We start from the raw sequence: 15,337 nt of genomic DNA on the forward strand, positions 1-15,337 counted from the left end.
ACTCTCGCCCAGGATCGTTAAGGGAACGCACCCGCGCCGGTTGACGTCCCGTCCCGGATCGGACCATCGCCCGCCTCCGATCCATCACGAAGGGTGGGCCTTGCGCCACGGCGACGGTTCCTGTTCCCCGCGCCCGTGACACGCCTGTCGCGACCCGGCCCACTAGGCCTCACAGGAACGGCGCAGAGAACTGGTCCGCACCACCCCGTCACGACAGGCCCCGTCACCATGCGAAGTCCGAGCGGGTTCGCGAGACCATCGAACACATCGGCGGCAGGGACCGCCGATGTAGGCGCCGAACCGGAAACCGGCAATCCGCCCCCGCGCCGCAGGGGTGCCGCACGGCGAGGCTACCGCAGGGAGCCGCAGAAGCGCTGGATGCGGGTGCAGGCCTCCTCCAGCGCCGCGTTGGACGTGGCGTAGGAGATGCGGAGATTCGGGCCGAGGCCGAAAGCCGAGCCGTGGACGGCGGCCACGCCCTCGGCCTGGAGCAGCTCGACCACGAAATCCTCGTCGGTCTCGATGACCTTGCCGGACGGCGCCCGGCGCCCGATGGTCTCGGCGCAGGACGGGTAGACGTAGAACGCACCCTCCGGCGTCGGGCACTTGAGCCCTTGGGTCTGATTCAGCATCGAGACCACAAGGTCGCGCCGGGCGTGGAACGCCTTGCGGAATTCGGCCAGGTGCGCCTGCGTCCCGTCGAGGGCCGCCACGGCCGCCCATTGCGAGATCGAGCAGGCGCCCGAGGTCTGCTGACCCTGGACGAAGTCCATGGCCTTGATGAGCTTCTCCGGGCCGGCGGCGTAGCCGATGCGCCAACCGGTCATGGCGTAGGCCTTCGAGACGCCGTTCATGGTGAGCGTGCGCTCGTAGAGGTTCGGCTCGACCTGGGCCGGGGTCACGAACTCGAAATCGCCGTAGCAGAGGTGCTCGTACATGTCGTCGGTGAGCACCCACACCTGCGGATGGCGCAGGAGCACATCGGTGATCCGCTTCATCTCGTCCCGCGCGTAGGCCGCGCCCGAGGGGTTCGAGGGCGAGTTGAGGATGATCCACTTCGTCTTCGGGGTGATCACCCGCTCCAGCTCCTCCGGCTGAAGCTTGAAGTCGTGCGCCATGGTGGTCTCGGCGAAGACCGGCGTGCCGCCGCACAGGACCACCATCTCCGGATACGAAACCCAGTAGGGGCGCGGGATCACCACCTCGTCGCCGGGGTTCAGGGTGGCGAGCAGCGCGTTGTAGATCACGTGCTTGCCGCCGGTGCCGACGATGGTCTGCGACGCCTTGTAGTCGAGGCCGTTCTCGCGCTTGAACTTGGCGGCGATGGCCTCGCGCAGGGGCACGATGCCGGAGACGGGGGTGTACTTGGTCTCGCCGCGCGCGATGGCGGCGACGGCCGCATCCTTGATGTGCTGGGGCGTGTCGAAATCCGGCTCACCCACGGACAGGCTGATGACATCCATCCCGCCGGCTTTGAGCTCGCGCGCCTTCTGCGTCATCGCGATGGTCGCGGACGGTTTCACACGCGACAGGGCGTCGGCGAGAAAGCCCATGGGAAAACTCCGGAATCTGTCTGCGGTTTTCGGACGGGCCGGACCCTAGTCGTGGGGGATTCTCCCGGCAAGGGAGCGCTCACCCCTTGGTCAGGATCGCGATGGACTGGCCCAGGGGTTCGCCCGAGGGCCAGGGCGCGGTGTTGCCGTCGATGAAGCTCACCCCGGCATAACCGAGGCGCTCAGCCCAGACCGTGATCTGGTTGCGCTCGATGAACTGGTTGAGGTGGGGCACCGTGCTGGCGCGCTGAGCCTGGACCGTCTTGTCGAACACCGCCCAGTGATCGGGGATGGCGAATTCGAGGAACGACAGCACCACACGGCCGCCGGGGCGCAGGGCGCGGTGGGCGTCTTCCAGATAGAGGTAGGTCTCGGCGTGGAGAAGATGGGTGAACACGCTGAAGGCGCACAGCACATCGACCGACGCCGCCTCGACGGGCAGGGACAGGGCGCGGTTGAGGACGAACTTGTAAGCTTTCGGCGTTCTGGTCCGGGCGTAGTCGAGGAGCGCGGGCACCACGTCGAGGCCGAGATAGGAGACTTCGATTTCCCGGGAGAGCGCCACGGCGAGGCGCCCGCTGCCGCAGCCGAGATCGACCACCGCCATGCCGGGCGCGAGGCCCGCGTGGCGCAGGATCGCGTATTCGATGGCACCCACGGCCTCGTACGAACCACCCACCGCCAGACTCATGGCCGTGTCGAGGGGATGCTGCCGGATCAGATCGGCGACGTAGCGCTCGTAATCCTCGACGAAGTGGAATTTCGCCATTGTTCGTACGGACCGATCCTTTGATGGGCGACGGGGTCAGCCGTGTCGCACATCGCTGCCGCGCCCGTCACTCTCGGACACGACAACGCCGCCCCCCCGAAGAGGGAGCGGCGGCGCGATGGCGGGTTGGGCCGAAGGATCAGCCGCCGAACAGGCGCTTGATGCCGGAAAGCAGGCCGCCGGACTTGGCGGGTTCGGCCTCCGCGACGGTCGCCTTTGCCGGTTTCGGGGTGGAGGACGCCGCCTGCACCAGCCCCAACGCCGCCGTATCCGTGGTCTCGCGATCGATGAGGATGAAGCCGCCGGTGTCGCGGTTGTCCGTATAGGCATCCACCGGCACGGCGCGGTCGAGGGTCAGGACCACGTCGCCGATGTCGTTGGCCACCAGCCGGGTCACGGGCTCGGCCTGCCCCGTCTCCGGATCGATCCTGGTGCGGATGGCGGTGACCACGGCGTTGACCGTGACGGTGCCGATCTTGGCGAGCAGGGTCGCGCCCTGATTGAGTTCGGTCTCGGCGGCCCAGAACAGGCGGGCGTCGATCGTATCCGTGACGCGGATCGGTGCGGATGCGGCGGCGATGACCGCGCCGCGCGAGGCGTCGACCTCGTCGGCGAGCACCAGCGTCACGGACTGGCCCTCCACCGCGTGGGGCAGGTCGCCGTCGGCGGTGTGGATGCGGGCGATGGTGGAGGTGCGGCCGGATGGCGCGATGACGACGCTGTCCCCGGGGGCGACGCGGCCGCTGGCAATGAGCCCCGAAAAGCCCCGGAACTCGGAATTCGGCCGGTTGACCCACTGCACCGCCATGCGGAACGGCGCGGCCTGCTCCTCGACGCGCACGGGCACCTCTTCGAGATACTGGAGCAGCGGCGTGCCCGTGTACCAGGGCACGGCCGCGCCCGGCAGCACGACGTTGTCGCCGTTCTTGGCCGACAGGGGAATCGCCCGCACCTCGGTGAAGCCCAGGGGCGCGGCGAAGGCGTCGAACGCCGTGGTGATCGCCTCGAACTTGCCCTCGGACCAGCCCACAAGGTCCATTTTGTTGACGGCGAGCGCCACCCGCTTGATGCCCAGAAGCGAGACGAGGAGCGCGTGCCGGCGCGTCTGCCGGGTCAGGCCCTGGCGCGCATCCACGAGGATCACGGCCACGTCCGCCGTCGAGGCACCGGTGGCCATGTTGCGGGTGTACTGCTCGTGGCCGGGGGTGTCGGCGACGATGAACGAGCGCCTGTCGGTGGAGAAGAACCGGTAGGCGACGTCGATGGTAATGCCCTGCTCGCGCTCGGCCTGGAGGCCGTCGACGAGGAGCGCCAGGTCGATCTCGGCACCCTGTGTGCCGTGCTTGCGCGAATCGCGCTGCAGGGCCGTCACCTGATCGTCGAAGATCTGCTTGGTGTCGTGCAGGAGCCGGCCGATCAGGGTCGACTTGCCGTCGTCCACGGAGCCGCAGGTGATGAAGCGCAGCACCTCCTTGCTCTGGTGGGCGGCAAGGAAGCTGTCGTAGCCGAAGGCCTCGGGCGATTGATGGATGGTCATCTTAGAAATAGCCCTCCTGCTTCTTGCGCTCCATGGCGCCGGACCCGTCCTTGTCGATGACCCGGCCCTGGCGCTCCGAGGTGCGGGCGGCCAGGGTCTCGCCGATGATCTCCGGCAGGGTCGCGGCGTCGCTCTCGACGGCACCCGTGAGGGGATAGTCGCCCAGCGTCCGGAAACGGACCGAGACCTCCTTCGGGGTCTCGCCCGGCTCCAGGGGCAGGCGTTCGTCGTCCACGAGGATAAGCTGCCCGTCGCGCTCGACCACGGGGCGGGGCTTCGCGAAATAGAGGGGAACGATCGGGATGTTTTCCTGCTCGATGTAGAGCCAGACGTCGAGCTCGGTCCAGTTCGAGATCGGGAACACCCGCAGGGACTCGCCGCGCTTCTTCCTGAGGTTGTAGACGTGCCACGGCTCGGCGCGCTGGCGCTTGGGGTCCCAGCGGTGCTGGGCGGTGCGCAGGGAGAAGATGCGCTCCTTGGCGCGGCTCGCCTCCTCGTCGCGGCGCGCGCCGCCGAAGGCCGCGTCGAACTTGTGCTTGTCGAGCGCCTGCCGCAGGCCTTGCGTCTTCATCACGTCGGTATGGACTTCCGACCCGTGGCTGATCGGGCCGATGCCGCGCGCCAAGCCCTCCTGGTTCGTATGGACGATGAGATCGAGGCCGAGATCCTTGGCCCTCTGATCGCGAAACGCGGTCATCTCCTTGAACTTCCACGTCGTGTCGATGTGCATCAACGGGAACGGCAGGCGGCCGGGCGCGAAGGCCTTGAGTGCCAGGTGCAGCAGCACCGATGAATCCTTGCCGATGGAGTAGAGCATCACCGGGTTCTCCGTCTCGGCGACGGTCTCCCGCATGATGTGGATGCTCTCGGCCTCCAGGCGCTGGAGATGGGTGAGGCGCTCGGCGCGCGTGGCTGCGAGGGCGGCGCTCATCGGGCCATCTCCGGAGACGTGTTGCGGTTGGGGGTCTCGAACGCGGCGGGCTCCTGGCCCGGCTCGACGTCGGCCTCGGGGGCGTGGATGTGCAAACCGCATTCCTTCTTCGAGGCTTGCTCCCACCACCAGCGGCCGGCGCGTTCGTCCTCGCCGACCTTGATGGCGCGGGTGCAGGGCGCGCAGCCGATGGACGGGAAACCGCGATCGTGAAGCACGTTGTAGGGGATGTAGTTGTCGGAAACGAAGCGGTCGACATCCGCCCGGCTCCAGTCGGCAAGCGGGTTGATCTTGACGAGGCCGCGCGCCTCGTCGGCCTCCGCCAGCGGCGTGTCGGCCCGATTGGCCGATTGGCCGGCGCGCAGGCCCGTCAGCCAGCCGGCGGCGCCGGCAAGCGCCCGGCCGAGGGGCTCGACCTTGCGAAAGCCGCAGCAGGCCTGCCGCGCGGCGACGGACTGGCGAAAGCCGTTGATGCCCTCCTCGCGCACGAAGCGCTCCTCGGATTCGCGCTCGGGCGCGTAGGCCCGAATACGGATGCCGTAGGCCGATTCGGTCTCGCTCCAGGTGTCGTAGGTCTCGGGGTAGAGCCGGCCGGTGTCGAGGGTGACGATCTCCGTGCGGCCCTTGTTCATGGCCAGCGCGTGCGTCAGGGCCTGATCCTCGATCCCGAGGCTCGTGGTGAAGACGAGGCGGCCGGGCACCGTCGCCTCGATGAGGGCGATGCGGCCCTTCAGGTCGAGACCGGCCATGCCGGCGGCGAGCGAGCGCGCCGTTTGTTCCAGTTGAAAGCTCATGACGGTGTTCGGAATGTCCGCTTGTCTGAAGAGTGAAATGTTCGCTATAACGAACGCTGTCAAGGCATCGCCGCCCGCGCTCCGGACATCCCGGCCTTGCGGGCGGTGCGATCGGGCAACGGTCCGGTCCCGTCGTCGGTTGCCTGACGAGGAAAGATCCTTCTCATATGGGCCGCGCGCCGTGCTCGTTCGCACGTCCCGCCGACCCCGGAACCGACACGAGGCCACCTTGGATGCGATCGATCTGAAGATCCTCGGGCTGCTGCAGCACGACGCCACCCTCTCCATCGCCACCATCGGCGAGCGGGTCGGCCTGTCGCAGACGCCCTGCTGGAAGCGCATCCAGCGCCTGGAGGCCGATGGAGTCATCGACCGCCGCGTCGCCGTGCTCGATCCGGTGAAGCTCGGCCTCGGCCTGACGGTGTTCGTCTCCATCGAGACCGCTGACCATTCCCGCGAATGGCTGGAGCGCTTCGCCGAAACCGTCTCGGCCATGCCCGAAGTGCTGGAATTCTACCGCATGGCCGGGGATGTGGATTACATGCTGCGCGTCGTCGTGGCCGATATGCGCGCCTACGACACCTTCTATAAGCATCTCATCGCGACGCTGCCGTTGAAGAACGTCACGTCGCGCTTCGCCATGGAGAAGGTGAAGTCCACCACCGCCCTGCCCCTGCCCGCCCCACCGGTCAGCGGACGCTTCGTGCCGACGCTGTCCGTCGTGGCGGGAGAATAGGACGAAGAGAACAAACTTCTGTTTTGCGGCGCACCCGCAGGCAGCTCCTTCTACCGTGACGTCGTTCTGTAAAACGGACACCCCGTTCACAGGCCGGCCGCTCAGGACGACATGGCTTTCCCAATGGCACGACACGCGATCCTCCCCCGCACGGCCCCGTTCGAAGACAAGGAACGGGCGAGTCTCGACGCCGTCCTCGGCGCCGCGACCCCGATCCAGCGGGCCTGGCTCGCCGGCTTCCTCGCCGGCCTCGACGCCGCCGGCGGCCAACCGGCCGCCGTGCCGGCCGCGCCCCCGAAGGCGGCCGAGCCCCTGACGATCCTGTTCGCCAGCGAATCGGGCAATTCCGAGAAGCTCGCCGGCGACGTCGCCAAGCTCGCGCGCAAGAGCGGCTTCAAGCCCAAGGTCGTGGACTTCTTCGACCTCGACGTGGCCTCGCTCGCGCGTGAGAAGCACGTGGTCGCCATCGCCGCCACCTGGGGCGAGGGCGAGCCTCCGGCTCGGGCCATGCGGGCTTATGGCGAGCTCATGGGCGAGGGCGCGCCGCGCCTCGACGGCGTCGACTTCGCCGTTCTGGCGCTCGGCGACACCTCCTACGCCGAGTTCTGCGCCATCGGGAAGGCGCTGGACGCCCGCTTCGAGGCGCTGGGCGCCAAGCGCGCCTACGCGCGCGCCGACCTCGATCTCGATTTCGACAAGCCCGCCGCCGACTGGATCAGGAACACCGTCGAGGCCCTGACCCCGCCGCCCAGCGCCGACAACGTCGTGGCCGTCGATTTCGCCGCGCGCGCCGTCGAGGACGACGAGGAGGCCGAGCCGAGCCGCGAGCCGAAGGTGGTCGAGGTCGTCGACCACGTGAACCTGAACTCGTCGCGCTCCGACAAGGAGACGATCCACCTCGCCCTCGAGTTCGAGGACGGCGCACCGGCCTACGAGCCCGGCGACAGCCTCGAGATCTACCCTGAGAACGATCCGGCCCTCGCCGACGAGATCCTGGCCGCCACCGGCCTTTCCGGCGACGCTGTCCTGCGCCGGGCCCTGCTCGCGGAGCGCGACATCACCACCCTGTCGGCGACCACGGTGGAGCGCTTCGCCAAGGCGACGGGCCATGCCGACGCGCAGAAGCTCATCGACAGCGGCGAAGCCAAGGCCTGGATCGAGGGCCGCCACCTCATCGACCTCATCCAGAGCTTCCCGGCCACGGTCACGGCCGAGCACCTCGCCACCATCACCCGGCCCCTGCCGCCGCGCGCCTACTCCATCGCCTCATCGCGGAAGGAAGTCGGCGACGAGGTCCACCTCGTCATCGCCGCCGTGCGCTACGAGACCCACGGCCGGGCCCGCTCCGGCGTCACCTCGACGCATATCGCCGACCGGGTGCGGAACGGCGCCAAGTTGCGGGTGAAGCTGAAGCCCAACCGCCACTTCCGCCTGCCGCAGGACCCGGCCACCGATATCATCATGGTGGGCCCCGGCACCGGTGTCGCCCCGTTCCGCGCCTTCGTGCAGGAACGCCGTGCCGTGGAAGCCCCCGGCCGGTCGTGGCTGTTCTTCGGCGACCGGCACTTCACCCACGACTTCCTCTACCAGCTCGAATGGCAGGAGGCCCTGGAGGACGGGTCGCTCACGAAGATCGACGTCGCCTTCTCGCGCGACCAGCCGGAGAAGGTCTACGTGCAGGACCGGATCGACCACCACGCCCGGGAATTGGTGGACTGGCTCGACGGCGGCGCCAGCTTCTACGTATGCGGCGACGCCAACCGCATGGCCAAGGATGTGCGCAACGCCGTGGTGCGCGCCTACGCCACGGTGAAGTCCCTCGGCGCTGCCGAGGCCGAGGCGGCGGTCGCGGCATTGCAGCGCGCGCATCGCTACCAGCAGGATGTGTACTAGGGGCAGAACTGAACCCTCCCCCCTCTGCGGGGGAGGGTGCCTGCGGAGCAGGCGGGAGAGGGGAAGCCCTATCCGGAACCGGCGCTCCCCTCTTGCGGGACTTTGTCCCGGCCCGACCCGCTACGCGGGCCACCCTCTCCCGCAGAGGGGAGAGGGACGCGCACCCAAGGCATCAGACAAACTCGAAAAGACCGGAATCCCGCCATGGCCGAGCAGACCCCTCCCCGCACCTACGAGACTCCGCCGACGGAGCGCCCGATCACCGACGCGGAATCCGCCCGGTCGGCGGGACTCGCGCACAACGAGCACCTCAAGATCGCGTCGGGCTACCTGCGCGGAACGCTCGCCGACGGGCTCCTGAAGCACGCCACCGGCGCCATCTCGGAGGATGACGGCCAGCTCGTGAAGTTTCACGGCATGTACATGCAGGACGACCGCGACATCCGCGCGGAACGGACCAAGAAGAAGCTCGAGAAAGCGTTCAGCTTCATGATCCGCCTGCGCATCGCCGGCGGCGTCGTCACCCCGAAGCAGTGGCTGGCGCTCGACGAGATCGCCACGACCTATGCGGGTGGGGCGCTCCGCGCGACCACGCGCCAGACCTTCCAGTACCACGGCGTGATCAAGTCGAACCTCAAGCGCACGATGGCGGCCATCGACGCGACGCTGCTCGACACCATCGCGGCCTGCGGCGACGTCAACCGCAACGTGATGGCGGCGACGAACCCGGCGCAGGTCGGTGCGCACAAGGCGGCCTACCAGCTCGGCAAGGACATCTCGGATTCACTCCTGCCGAAGACCAGCGCCTGGCGCGAGATCTGGCTCGACGGCGAGCGGGTGGTCGGCGGCGAGGAGACGGCCGAGATCGAACCCGTCTACGGCAAGACCTACCTGCCGCGGAAGTTCAAGACCGTGATCGCCGTGCCGCCCTCGAACGAGGTCGACATCTTCGCCCACGACCTCGGCTTCATCGCCATCCTCGACAAGAAGAACCAAGTCACCGGCTGGAACGTCACGGTGGGCGGCGGCATGGGCATGACCCACGGCGAGACCGATACCTTCCCGCGCACCGCCGACGTCATGTGCTTCGTCGCGCCCGAGGATGCCCTGAAGGCGGCCGAGGCCGTGATGACGGTGCAGCGCGACTGGGGCAACCGCAAGGTCCGCAAGAACGCACGCCTGAAATACACCATCGAGCGCTACGGTCTGGCCGCCTTCCGCGCCGAGGTCGAGAAGCGCGTCGGCAAGCCCCTGGCCGACCCGAAGCCCTTCACCTTCACGAACAACGGCGACCGCTACGGCTGGACCGAGGGCGACGACGGCCGCCACCACCTGACGCTGTACATCGCCTCGGGCCGGATCAAGGATTACGAGAACGGTCCCCAGCTGCTCACGGGCCTGCGCAAGATCGCCGAGATCCACGAGGGCGATTTCCGCCTCACCGGCAACCAGAACGTCATCATCGCCAACGTGCCGGGCGAGAAGCGCGCCGAGATCGAGGCGCTGGTCGATCAGCACGGCATGATGAAGGGGGCGAGCGCGCTCCGACGCAACTCCATGGCCTGCGTGGCGCTCCCGACCTGCGGTCTGGCTCTGGCCGAGAGCGAGCGCTACCTGCCCGACCTGATGACCGAGCTCGAGACGAGCCTCGCGTCGCACGGCCTCGCCGACGACGAGATCACCATCCGGATGACCGGCTGCCCCAACGGCTGCGCCCGGCCGTTCATCGCCGAGATCGGCCTCGTCGGCCGCGGCCCCGAGCGCTACCACCTCTATCTCGGTGCCGCCTTCGACGGTTCGCGCCTGGGCAAGCTCTACGGCGAGGACGTGACGGCGTCCGAGATCAAGACGATCCTCGATCCGCTGTTCGCGGCCTACGCCCGGAATAAGCAGCCGGGCGAACGTTTCGGCGACTACCTCATTCGCGACGGCTACGTCACCAAGACGGTCAACGGCCCGGATTTTCACGAGAAGATCGGCCCGATGAAGAGCGCGGCCTGACACATCACGCCGGAGCAGGGGTCTCCCCGCTCCGGCCGGTCCATGGTCAAGCTTTTAGAAACATGTCGAAATTCAGGCCTTCAGTGAACCGTTGCGCTTGATAGCCGTTGACTCCCCAGACAGAGGGAGAGCCGGCTATGGCCAAGCACGAGATCCTGAACTTCTTCGAGCATCGCCGTGACGGTGCGTGGATCTGCGTCAAGCCGTTCACCCTGACGACGAAGTCGAGCAGCGTCGACATCCGGCAGGGCATGCGCTTCGACTACGGCAAGCGGATCGGCGGTGTCGATCTGGCGGAGTACCTCGAACAGCTCGGTTCGCAGTTCGGCTCATAAGGCACACACGCGGGTCCTGTCGGCCGAAGGTCGGCTAAGCCTTTGACCCGGCCGGGGTTGCCGCTCTAGCGTGGCACCCATGACGATCACAGCGGCCCCCTTGACCGCCCCCCTCGACGAGACGGGTCCGACGACCCGGTGCCGCATCCTGGAAACCGCCGAGCGGGCGTTTCGAGAGATCGGCTACCAGAAGACCACCGTCGCCGATATCGCCCGCACCCTGCGGATGAGCCCGGCCAACGTGTATCGATTCTTCGATTCGAAGAAGGCGATCCACGAGGCCGTTATCAAGCGTCTCATGGACGAGACCGAGCAGCGCGTGATCGCTGCGTCGGCCATGGTCGGCCAAGGCGTGAGCGAACGCCTCTCCAACGTCATCCTCGTGCTGCATCGCGCCTGCGTCGAACGCTGCGACGCCAATCCACGCATGCACGAGATGGTCGAGGCGGCCGTCGCCGAGAGCTGGGACGTCTGCGCCCATCACATCGAACGGATCGGATCGGTCTTCGAAGCTCTGGTCGTGGAAGGCGTCGCCGGCGGGGAATTTGCCGTCGCAGACGCGGCCCTGACGGCCGCCTGCCTCCACACGGCCGTCCTGCGCTACTGCCATCCCACCCTGGTGAGCCAGTATCCCGACGCGGGCGTCCCGCCGGTGGAAGCGATGATCGCCTTCCTCCTGCGGAGCTTGCGCGGCCCGGCCTGAGATCCTTCAGGCCATCTCCGCGACGATCGCCTGCGCGACGGCGCGCGGATCGGCGGCTCCGGTGATGGGGCGGCCGACCACCACGTGGTCGATGCCGGCCAGCTTGGCCTCCCCGGGCGTCATCACCCGCTTCTGGTCGCCGAGCCCGCTGCCGGCCGGGCGGATGCCGGGGGTGACGATGAGGCGCGAGGATCCGACGACACCCCGGACCGACACCGCCTCGACGGCGCTGCAGACGATGCCGTCGATCCCGGCCTCGTCGGCCTGACGCGCGCGCTGCGCCACGAGGTCGGCGACGGGGAGCGCGTAGCCGGCCTCGCGCGCATCGGCCTCGTCGTAGGAGGTCAGGACGGTGACCGCCAGAATCCGGAGGCCGCCGGTGCCGCGCCCGCGCACGGCCGCCCGCATGGTCTGCGGGTAGGCGTGGACCGTGAGGAAGGTCGGCCCGAGGTCGGCCAGCGCCCGCACCCCCTCCTCGACGGTGTTGCCGATGTCGTGGAGCTTGAGGTCGAGAAACACCTTGAGGCCGGCGGCGGCGAGACGCGGCACCAGGGCGAGGCCGCCCGCATAGGCGAGGCGGTAGCCGATCTTGTAGAAGGTCGCGGCATCGCCGATGCGCTCCACCAACGTCTCCGCCTCCGCCACCGTCGCGACGTCGAGGGCGACGATGAGGCGGTCGCGCGGATCGGTCGTGGCGGGCATCGTGGGTCCTCGGGCCAAAAGATCTCGGGCGGCCATCCCGCGTCATGAGCCCGGTGTCAACGCGGCGCCATCGCGTCGGCCACCTCTGCCCGCAGCACCGGCAGCAACTCGGTCTCGAACCACGGATTGGCTTTCAGCCAGCCGCTGTTGCGCCAGGACGGATGCGGCAGGGGCAGCACACGGGGCCGGCGCGGCGCGTCGAGGACGGCGCGCCAGCCCCGCACGGTCTCGGTGAGTCCGCCCTTCGACCGGCCGAGGTGCCAAGCTTGTGCGTACTGGCCGATCACCAGGATGAGGTCGAGGTGGGGCAATCCGGCGAACAGCTCCGCCCGCCAGCGCTCGGCGCATTCGCGACGGGGCGGACGATCCCCACCCTTGGCATCGTAGCCCGGAAAGCACGCGCCCATGGGCACGATGGCGAGGCGCGAGGCATCGTAGAACGCCGCCTCGTCGAGGCCGAGCCAGTCGCGCAGACGGATGCCGGACGGGTCCATGAACGGAATGCCGCTCTTGTCGGCCTTGTTGCCCGGCGCTTGGCTGGCGATGCAGAGGCGCGCGCTGGAACTCCCCTGGACGATGGGGCGCGGCTCCTGCGGCAGGGGCGGCCCGTAGGCCGGCGCGTCGCGGCAGAGGCGGCAGGCGCGCAGCGACGCGGCGGTGGCGTCGAAATCCGGGGCGGGTTGCATGATGGCGAGAAGATAGGGACGCCCGTCCGTCCCGGACAGGGGGAATGCGGGAACGGTCCCGCGCTTCGGTCTTTAGCCCTTCGAACCTTCCAGGCCGGCTCGACCGGCGCCGACGCGAAAGGAGTCTCCCATGCCCTTCCTCGACACCCCGGACGGCACCAAGCTCTTCTACAAGGATTGGGGCACCGGCCGCCCCGTCGTGTTCATCCACGGCTGGCCGCTCGATGCCGATATGTGGGAGTACCAGATGCCGGGCGTGACCGAGGCCGGCTTTCGCACCATCGCGTACGACCGGCGCGGCTTCGGCCGCTCGGACCAGCCCTGGAGCGGCTACGATTACGACACCTTCGCCGACGACCTGAAGGCGGTCCTCGACCGCCTCGATCTCCAGGATGTGGCCCTCATCGGCTTCTCCATGGGCGGCGGCGAGATCGCCCGCTACCTGTCGCGCCACGGCGGCGCCCGCGTCTCCCGCGTCGCCCTCGTCTCGGCGGTGACGCCGATGCTGCTCAAGACCCCCGACCATCCCGACGGCGTCGACGCCAGCGTGTTCGAAGGCATGATCGACGGCCTCAAGGCCGACCGGCCGCATTTCCTGGCGAACTTCTCGAAGACCTTCTTCGGGGCCGGAGTGTTCTCCGCGCCGTCCTCCACCGAACTCATGCAGTGGACGGGCGACCTCGCCATGCGCGCCTCGCCCAAAGCCACCGCCGCCTGCGTCCGCGCCTTCGGCGAAACGGATTTCCGCCCCGACATGGCGCATTTCCGGATGCCGACCCTCATCGTCCACGGCGACGACGACCAGACCGTCCCCATCGACGTCTCGGGCCGGGCAGCGGCGGCCGCGATCCCCGGCTCGACCTTCACGATCTACGAGGGTGGATCGCACGCCCTGCCGTTCACCCATGCCGAGCGGCTGACGAACGATCTTGTCGCGTTCCTGCGTGCATAGGGACCGGAACATATCCCTTATCCAGCATCTTGAATCCCGTATTGAACCATCATCGGCAGTGCTCCGAGCGTCCAGGCCAAGATTTCGTAATGTAATCAAGGCTTGGCCTTTCTCGGCCTATCGAAGACCATCAAGAAGGGCGATTCGAATGAAGGCACTGTGCTGGCACGGCAAGGGCGACATTCGGTGCGATACCGTACCGGATCCGCGAATCGAGGATTCTCGCGACGTCATCATCAAGGTGACGTCCTGTGCCATCTGCGGCTCGGACCTCCACCTCATGGACGGCCAGATGCCGACCATGGAGGCGGGAGACGTCCTCGGCCACGAGTTCATGGGTGAGGTGGTCGAGGTCGGCGCCGGCTTCACCAAGTTCAAGAAGGGCGATCGCATCGTCGTCCCCTTCAACATCAATTGCGGTGAGTGCCGCCAGTGTAAGCTTGGAAACTACTCCGTCTGCCAGCGCTCGAACCGCAACGGCGCCATGGCGGCGGCCCAGTTCGGCTATCCGACCGCCGGACTGTTCGGCTACTCGCACCTCACCGGCGGCTATTCGGGCGGTCAGGCCGAGTACGTGCGCGTTCCCATGGCGGACGTGGCGCCGATGCTGGCGCCCGAGGGCGTCGACGACGAGTCGCTCCTGTTCCTCACCGACATTCTGCCCACGGGCTGGCAGGGCGCCGAGCATTGCGAGATCAAGGGCGGCGAGATCATCGCCGTCTGGGGCGCCGGACCGGTGGGCCTGTTCGCGATCCAGTCGGCCAAGATCATGGGCGCCGAGCGCATCATCGCCATCGACACGGTGCCCGAGCGCCTCGCCCTCGCCCGCGTCTACGGTGCCACCGACATCATCGACTACGTGAACGAGGATGTGTTCGAGCGGATCAAGGAGATCAGCAAGGGCGAAGGGGCCGATGGCGTCATCGATTGCGTCGGCATGGAGGCGAGTGCCGGCCACGGCATCGCCAGCCTCGTCAACACGATCCAGGAGAAGCTCACCTCCACCGAGCGTCCCTACGCACTCATGGAGGCGATCAAGGCCGTGCGTCCCTGCGGCATCGTCTCCGTGCCCGGCGTCTATGGCGGGCCAATCCCGGTCAACATGGGCATGATCGTGCAGAAGGGCCTGACCATGAAGAGCGGGCAGACCCACGTGAAGCGCTACCTGGAGCCGCTGACGAAGCTCATCCAGGCGGGCAGGATCGACATGACGTCGATGATCACCCATCGCTCCACCAACCTCGCCGACGGCCCCGACCTCTACAAGACGTTCCGGGACAAGAAGGACGGCTGCGTGAAGGTGGTGTTCCACCCGAACTGACGCCCCGATGCGGGCGGGCTCGGAGCGGGGTCGCACCCCGGTCCGAGACGCCCCATCGGGAGGGCGCCCGGGAACGCCCCGCCCTCCCCGTGCTTGTCCCGTTCGGCGGGCACGCGTAAGACATCGGCATGGCGTTCAAGGCGAAATCGGCATCCGAGACGAAAGCCGCGGATCTGGCGGCTGCCCTCGTCCGGATCGCGGATCGCGGGAGCGCACCCCTCCTGATCGGCGTGGACGAATTGCGGAAGGGCAATCCGCGCCTGACGCCGCTGGCCATCGGCCAGATGTTCCGCAAGCACCACGACATCCTGGAGGCGGCGCTCGCAGAGCGCGGCTACGCCCTAGGCGGTTATGTCGACCAGGGGCCGGGCCTTGGAATGGCCTTCGAAATCGACGCCGCGTGATACGGTCTCCGCTTGATCGG

15 protein-coding genes are annotated in these 15,337 nt (G+C 68.1%); 8 read left to right on the forward strand and 7 right to left on the reverse strand.

Annotation, left to right across the window (positions count from 1 at the left end):
* Nucleotides 1-350: 350 nt before the first annotated feature.
* The 5 genes from MKK49_RS03765 to MKK49_RS03785 all read right to left on the reverse strand — a co-directional run bounded on the left by MKK49_RS03765 (nucleotide 351) and on the right by MKK49_RS03785 (nucleotide 5,584).
* On the reverse strand, nucleotides 351-1,553 hold the full coding sequence (locus tag MKK49_RS03765) for a pyridoxal phosphate-dependent aminotransferase (protein ID WP_244026721.1): 1,203 nt from the start codon (nucleotides 1,551-1,553) through the stop codon (nucleotides 351-353).
* 79 nt (nucleotides 1,554-1,632) lie between these two features.
* On the reverse strand, nucleotides 1,633-2,322 hold the full coding sequence (locus MKK49_RS03770) for a class I SAM-dependent methyltransferase (RefSeq protein WP_244026722.1): 690 nt from the start codon (nucleotides 2,320-2,322) through the stop codon (nucleotides 1,633-1,635).
* Between the two features lie 139 nt (nucleotides 2,323-2,461).
* Nucleotides 2,462-3,859, reverse strand: coding sequence for a sulfate adenylyltransferase subunit CysN (gene cysN / locus MKK49_RS03775; protein WP_244026723.1), 1,398 nt, complete (start codon nucleotides 3,857-3,859; stop codon nucleotides 2,462-2,464).
* A gap of 1 nt (nucleotide 3,860) precedes the next feature.
* A complete protein-coding gene (gene cysD, locus MKK49_RS03780) occupies nucleotides 3,861-4,790 on the reverse strand; it encodes a sulfate adenylyltransferase subunit CysD (protein ID WP_244026724.1) in 930 nt (309 codons plus the stop codon).
* Nucleotides 4,787-5,584 (reverse strand): phosphoadenylyl-sulfate reductase, encoded by a 798-nt coding sequence (locus tag MKK49_RS03785; protein WP_244026725.1) that lies wholly within the window; start codon nucleotides 5,582-5,584, stop codon nucleotides 4,787-4,789. Before MKK49_RS03785 ends, cysD begins: the two co-directional genes overlap by 4 nt.
* A gap of 229 nt (nucleotides 5,585-5,813) precedes the next feature.
* Here MKK49_RS03785 and MKK49_RS03790 point away from each other — a divergent pair, with 229 nt between their 5' ends.
* The 5 genes from MKK49_RS03790 to MKK49_RS03810 all read left to right on the forward strand — a co-directional run bounded on the left by MKK49_RS03790 (nucleotide 5,814) and on the right by MKK49_RS03810 (nucleotide 11,252).
* A complete protein-coding gene (locus tag MKK49_RS03790; RefSeq protein WP_244026726.1) occupies nucleotides 5,814-6,320 on the forward strand; it encodes an Lrp/AsnC family transcriptional regulator in 507 nt (168 codons plus the stop codon).
* Between the two features lie 123 nt (nucleotides 6,321-6,443).
* Nucleotides 6,444-8,213, forward strand: a complete 1,770-nt coding sequence (locus MKK49_RS03795; RefSeq protein ID WP_244026727.1) for a sulfite reductase flavoprotein subunit alpha — start codon at nucleotides 6,444-6,446, stop codon at nucleotides 8,211-8,213.
* Nucleotides 8,214-8,417: 204 nt separating this feature from the next.
* Nucleotides 8,418-10,214: an NADPH-dependent assimilatory sulfite reductase hemoprotein subunit gene (locus MKK49_RS03800; protein ID WP_244026728.1), complete on the forward strand. Its 1,797-nt coding sequence runs from the start codon at nucleotides 8,418-8,420 to the stop codon at nucleotides 10,212-10,214.
* A gap of 137 nt (nucleotides 10,215-10,351) precedes the next feature.
* Nucleotides 10,352-10,549, forward strand: coding sequence for a hypothetical protein (locus MKK49_RS03805; RefSeq protein ID WP_056477244.1), 198 nt, complete (start codon nucleotides 10,352-10,354; stop codon nucleotides 10,547-10,549).
* 79 nt (nucleotides 10,550-10,628) lie between these two features.
* Complete coding sequence (locus MKK49_RS03810; RefSeq protein WP_244026729.1) at nucleotides 10,629-11,252, forward strand: TetR/AcrR family transcriptional regulator; 624 nt, start codon at nucleotides 10,629-10,631, stop codon at nucleotides 11,250-11,252.
* Between the two features lie 6 nt (nucleotides 11,253-11,258).
* On the opposite strand, the gene pyrF is transcribed toward MKK49_RS03810, so the two are convergent.
* Together pyrF and MKK49_RS03820 are read right to left on the reverse strand one after the other, a co-directional pair.
* Nucleotides 11,259-11,954, reverse strand: a complete 696-nt coding sequence (pyrF, locus tag MKK49_RS03815; RefSeq protein ID WP_244026730.1) for an orotidine-5'-phosphate decarboxylase — start codon at nucleotides 11,952-11,954, stop codon at nucleotides 11,259-11,261.
* A gap of 56 nt (nucleotides 11,955-12,010) precedes the next feature.
* Complete coding sequence (locus MKK49_RS03820; RefSeq protein WP_244026731.1) at nucleotides 12,011-12,640, reverse strand: uracil-DNA glycosylase family protein; 630 nt, start codon at nucleotides 12,638-12,640, stop codon at nucleotides 12,011-12,013.
* 130 nt (nucleotides 12,641-12,770) lie between these two features.
* On the opposite strand from MKK49_RS03820, the gene MKK49_RS03825 reads away from it, so the two are divergent.
* The 3 genes from MKK49_RS03825 (at nucleotide 12,771) to MKK49_RS03835 (ending at nucleotide 15,317) form a co-directional block, all read left to right on the forward strand.
* Nucleotides 12,771-13,592 carry an alpha/beta fold hydrolase gene (locus MKK49_RS03825; RefSeq protein WP_244026732.1) on the forward strand — a complete coding sequence of 274 codons (822 nt, stop codon included), beginning with the start codon at nucleotides 12,771-12,773 and terminating at the stop codon, nucleotides 13,590-13,592.
* Nucleotides 13,593-13,740: 148 nt separating this feature from the next.
* The gene (locus MKK49_RS03830; RefSeq protein ID WP_244026733.1) at nucleotides 13,741-14,913 is read left to right on the forward strand and encodes a zinc-dependent alcohol dehydrogenase; all 1,173 of its coding nucleotides are present in this window, start codon (nucleotides 13,741-13,743) and stop codon (nucleotides 14,911-14,913) included.
* Between the two features lie 128 nt (nucleotides 14,914-15,041).
* On the forward strand, nucleotides 15,042-15,317 hold the full coding sequence (locus MKK49_RS03835; RefSeq protein ID WP_244026734.1) for an adenylosuccinate synthase: 276 nt from the start codon (nucleotides 15,042-15,044) through the stop codon (nucleotides 15,315-15,317).
* The last annotated feature ends 20 nt before the right edge of the window (nucleotides 15,318-15,337 follow it).

This window comes from Methylobacterium sp. J-090 (assembly GCF_022829345.1).
Classification (GTDB): domain Bacteria; phylum Pseudomonadota; class Alphaproteobacteria; order Rhizobiales; family Beijerinckiaceae; genus Methylobacterium.